This is a genomic window from Undibacterium sp. Di27W (assembly GCF_049340345.1).
Lineage (GTDB): Bacteria > Pseudomonadota > Gammaproteobacteria > Burkholderiales > Burkholderiaceae_D > Undibacterium.
Map to the genome: position 1 here is coordinate 1 of NZ_JBMPOS010000163.1, position 270 is coordinate 270.

Genomic DNA, 270 nt, shown 5'->3' on the forward strand with positions numbered 1-270 from the left:
CGGCATCCACGCTCTTTTGCATGTCCTTTCCTTGATTCCATCCAGTCAATGCTACAAGTACGACATCCTTACCCCATTCTTCGGCTCTGATAGCTCGTGCGGTGTCGTAGCCGTTCATCTTCGGCATCCCGATGTCACACAGCACGATGCCAGGCTGGAATGCCCTGGCGACCTTGAATCCTGTCTCTCCATCATAGGCGGTAGCAACCTCGTTATCCATCATTTCGAGAAGCTGGCCGAGCGCATTTGCGGCATCTTCATTATCATCTA

General features: G+C 52.2%; 1 protein-coding gene. It reads right to left on the bottom strand.

What is annotated here, in order from left to right; translation table 11 throughout:
- A partial coding sequence (locus ACO0LF_RS31750) for a response regulator (protein WP_423021441.1) occupies window positions 1-270 on the bottom strand: 270 nt, incomplete at both ends.